General features: G+C 53.1%; 3 protein-coding genes and 1 tRNA gene. All 4 read left to right on the top strand.

Going from position 1 to position 3,139, the window contains the following annotated elements; genetic code table 11:
• The first annotated feature begins 162 nt into the window (after nucleotides 1-162).
• The 4 genes from D5S03_RS04095 to rpmI all read left to right on the top strand — a co-directional run bounded on the left by D5S03_RS04095 (nucleotide 163) and on the right by rpmI (nucleotide 2,994).
• Nucleotides 163-237, top strand: a tRNA-Val gene (locus D5S03_RS04095).
• 62 nt (nucleotides 238-299) lie between these two features.
• Nucleotides 300-2,240 (top strand): threonine--tRNA ligase, encoded by a 1,941-nt coding sequence (thrS, locus tag D5S03_RS04090; protein WP_008870698.1) that lies wholly within the window; start codon nucleotides 300-302, stop codon nucleotides 2,238-2,240.
• Nucleotides 2,241-2,262: 22 nt separating this feature from the next.
• The gene (infC, locus tag D5S03_RS04085; RefSeq protein ID WP_287042767.1) at nucleotides 2,263-2,751 is read left to right on the top strand and encodes a translation initiation factor IF-3; all 489 of its coding nucleotides are present in this window, start codon (nucleotides 2,263-2,265) and stop codon (nucleotides 2,749-2,751) included.
• Nucleotides 2,752-2,793: 42 nt separating this feature from the next.
• Nucleotides 2,794-2,994, top strand: coding sequence for a 50S ribosomal protein L35 (gene rpmI / locus D5S03_RS04080; RefSeq protein WP_008870696.1), 201 nt, complete (start codon nucleotides 2,794-2,796; stop codon nucleotides 2,992-2,994).
• Nucleotides 2,995-3,139: the final 145 nt, after the last annotated feature.

Here is a 3,139-nt window from a genome sequence, read left to right as displayed (position 1 = left end):
TCAGAAATCAGGGGTCAGGGGTCAGGGGTCAGGAGTCAGAGGTCGGAGGTCAGGGGGCGTGATTTTTTATCAACTTTTAACAAATAACTGATAACTCTTAACTCCCAGGTTCTTGACAGAGGGTTATCAATGCTGATAAGTATTTGCGCTCAGCAGCACTACAGGCGCGTAGCTCAGGGGGAGAGCACTTGCTTGACGCGCAAGGGGTCAGGAGTTCAAATCTCCTCGCGCCTACCACGCTTACTGTTTTGCCAGGGAGGTCCCAAGCCTCCCTTATCTGTTTATAAACTGGAGAAAAAATGGTTAAAGTGTCCGGAGCCCCGGAAGAGATCCAGTTGAGCACCGGGGCGACCTGCCGGGAAATCCTGTCCAAGGCCCTGTCCGGGAAAAAATTTAAAGAAGCGGTGGCCTGCCGCTGTGAAGACCGCCTGTACGACCTGGGTTCGGAGGTTGATGAGCAGTGCGGGGTGCTTGAGCCGGTTTCCCTTTCCAGCCCGGAAGGACTCAAGGTGCTCAGGCACAGTGCGGCCCATATCATGGCCGAGGCGGTGAAGACCATTTTTCCGTCGGCCAGGGTGACCATCGGCCCGGACATTGAGCATGGCTTCTATTACGATTTCGATTATGAACGTCCCTTCACCCCGGAAGACCTGGAGAAGATAGAGGCCGAAATGGCCCGGAGCATCGCCCAGGATCAGCCTTTTGAAAGGGTGGTCATGTCCAGGGAAGAAGCCAAAAAGGTCTTTCTGGATATGAACGAGACCTACAAGCTGGAGATCCTGGACGAACTGGAAGAAGATGAGGTGTCTTTATACAGGCACGGTGATTTTATCGACCTCTGTCGCGGTCCGCATGTGCCGAGCACAGGTTATGTAAAGTCCTTCAAACTCACCTCTGTGGCCGGGGCATACTGGCGCGGGGATGAAAAACGTCCCATGCTGCAGAGGATCTACGGCACAGCTTTTGCCTCAGACAAAGAGCTCAAAAAGCATCTGACCCGCCTGGAGGAAGCCAGAAAGCGCGATCACCGCAAACTGGGGGCGCAGCTGGATCTTTTCAGTTTCAGCGAAGAGGCCGGTCCGGGAATGCCCATTTTTCATCCCAAAGGGGCGCTTATCCGCACCATTCTCGAGGATTTTGAGCGCAAGGAGCATTTAAGGCGCGGGTATCAGATTGTGCAGGGTCCTCAGATACTGCGCAGGGAGCTCTGGGAAAAGTCCGGGCATTACGATAATTACCGGGAGAACATGTATTTTACGCACATAGATGAGCAGGTCTACGGCGTAAAACCCATGAACTGCCTCTCCCACATGCTTATATACAAATCTAAGCTGCGCAGCTACCGCGACCTGCCTCTGCGTTATTTTGAGCTGGGCCGGGTGCACCGGCATGAAAAGTCCGGCGTTCTGCACGGCCTGCTGCGGGTACGGGAGTTTACCCAGGACGATGCGCATATCCTTTGCCGTCCGGATCAGCTGCAGGACGAGATTACCGGGGTGGTCAATTTTGTCCGGGACGTCATGGGACTTTTCGGGTTTGAGTACGTGGTGGAGGTGAGCACCCGTCCGGAAAAGCACATCGGATCCAGCGAGGCATGGGAGAAATCCACAAGGGCCCTGACCAGCGCCCTGGATGCACTGGATATGCCCTATGAGATAAATCCAGGGGACGGCGCATTCTACGGCCCCAAGATAGATATCAAGCTAAAGGATGCCCTGGACCGCAAATGGCAGTGCGCCACGGTGCAATGCGATTTCACCCTGCCGGAGCGTTTTGACCTGACATATACCGGTGAAGACGGCAGGAAATACAGGCCGGTAATGTTGCATAGAGTGGTCCTTGGTGCTATAGAGCGCTTTCTAGGTGTGCTTATAGAGCACTACGGCGGAGCATTTCCCACATGGCTGGCCCCTGTGCAGGCCCGTATCATGAATATTACCGATGCCCAGGCCGGGTATGTTCATGATTGTGCGGACCGCTTTAGGCAGATGGGTATCCGGGTGGAAGTGGACGACCGTAACGAAAAGCTTGGGTACAAGGTGCGCGAGGCCCAGATGGAAAAGATTCCATACGTGCTGGTGGCCGGAGACCAGGAGGTTCAGGAGTCTGGCCTGAACGTGCGTTTAAGGGGCGGCAAAAACCTGGGGCTTATGAGCATCCAGGAAGTTGCGGATCAGATTTTTCAGGACATGGATGAACCGTTTAAGAAGGGAGGATTGAGTTATAGATACCTCTACTAAGGCTCGCCGCAATAAGCAGATCATGGCGAGGAAGGTACGTGTAATCAATGGCGAAGGCGAGCAGCTGGGCATCATGGACACCGGCCAGGCTCTGGACATGGCTCAGACTTCAGGCTTTGATCTCGTGGAAGTGGCCCCCAACGCTGATCCCCCTGTATGCCGGATTATGGATTTCGGCAAATACCAGTATCAGCAGCAGAAGAAAAAGCAGGAAGCCAAGAAAAAGCAGTCCAGAGTCCAGGTCAAGGAAATCAAGGTTCGTCCCAAAACCGACGTAAACGACCTGAACACCAAGGTCCGCCATATCCGCAAATTTATTGAAGAAGGAGACAGGGTTAAAGTCTCGGTTTTTTTCAGGGGCCGGGAGATGGCTCACAAGGACCGCGGAGCAGATATTTTAAACAAGGTGGTGGAGCAGACCTCGGACGTGGCCAGGGTGGAACAGGAACCCCGCTATGAAGGCAGGACCATGCACCTGCTTCTTTCCCCGGTGGGACCCAAAAAGGCCTGATTTACCATCTGTACAATATGATTTTAACTCCAGGAGGATAACATGCCTAAAATAAAGACCAGGCGCTGCGCCGCCAAGCGTTTTTCCATAACCGGAAGCGGCAAGGTCAAAAGACGGCAGCAGAACAAGCGGCACATTCTGACCAAGAAAAATGCCAAAAGAAAGCGCAGGCTGGGCAAGCCGGCTATCGTGGACAAGGCCAACATGTCCTCTGTTAAAAGGATGTTGCCCCACGCTTTCTAGTTTTCATCCGGAAACGGTTCTTTTTCCTTTTGGCGGCGTCAATCTGCACAATTATTCGTCACCGTATTAAGATACGCCTCCTCATAATTGCTTGATTTCCTTGCCAAAAGAAAAAACTCCTCGTTTCCGTAAAGAAAACCAATAG

Origin of the sequence: Desulfonatronospira sp. MSAO_Bac3 (genome assembly GCF_003838035.1) — a bacterium.
In the GTDB taxonomy this organism is placed as follows: Bacteria; Desulfobacterota; Desulfovibrionia; order Desulfovibrionales; family Desulfonatronovibrionaceae; genus Desulfonatronospira; species Desulfonatronospira thiodismutans.
The sequence above is the reverse complement of the archived record's forward strand: the minus strand, read 5'-3'. Positions and strand labels throughout refer to the sequence as shown.

What these genes read in the sequence shown, in the direction of transcription:
- infC (WP_287042767.1), top strand. Translation starts at nt 2,263, where the DNA reads ATGGCGAGGAAGGTACGTGTAATCAATGGCGAAGGCGAGCAGCTGGGC.
- thrS (WP_008870698.1), top strand. Translation starts at nt 300, where the DNA reads ATGGTTAAAGTGTCCGGAGCCCCGGAAGAGATCCAGTTGAGCACCGGG.
- rpmI (WP_008870696.1), top strand. Translation starts at nt 2,794, where the DNA reads ATGCCTAAAATAAAGACCAGGCGCTGCGCCGCCAAGCGTTTTTCCATA.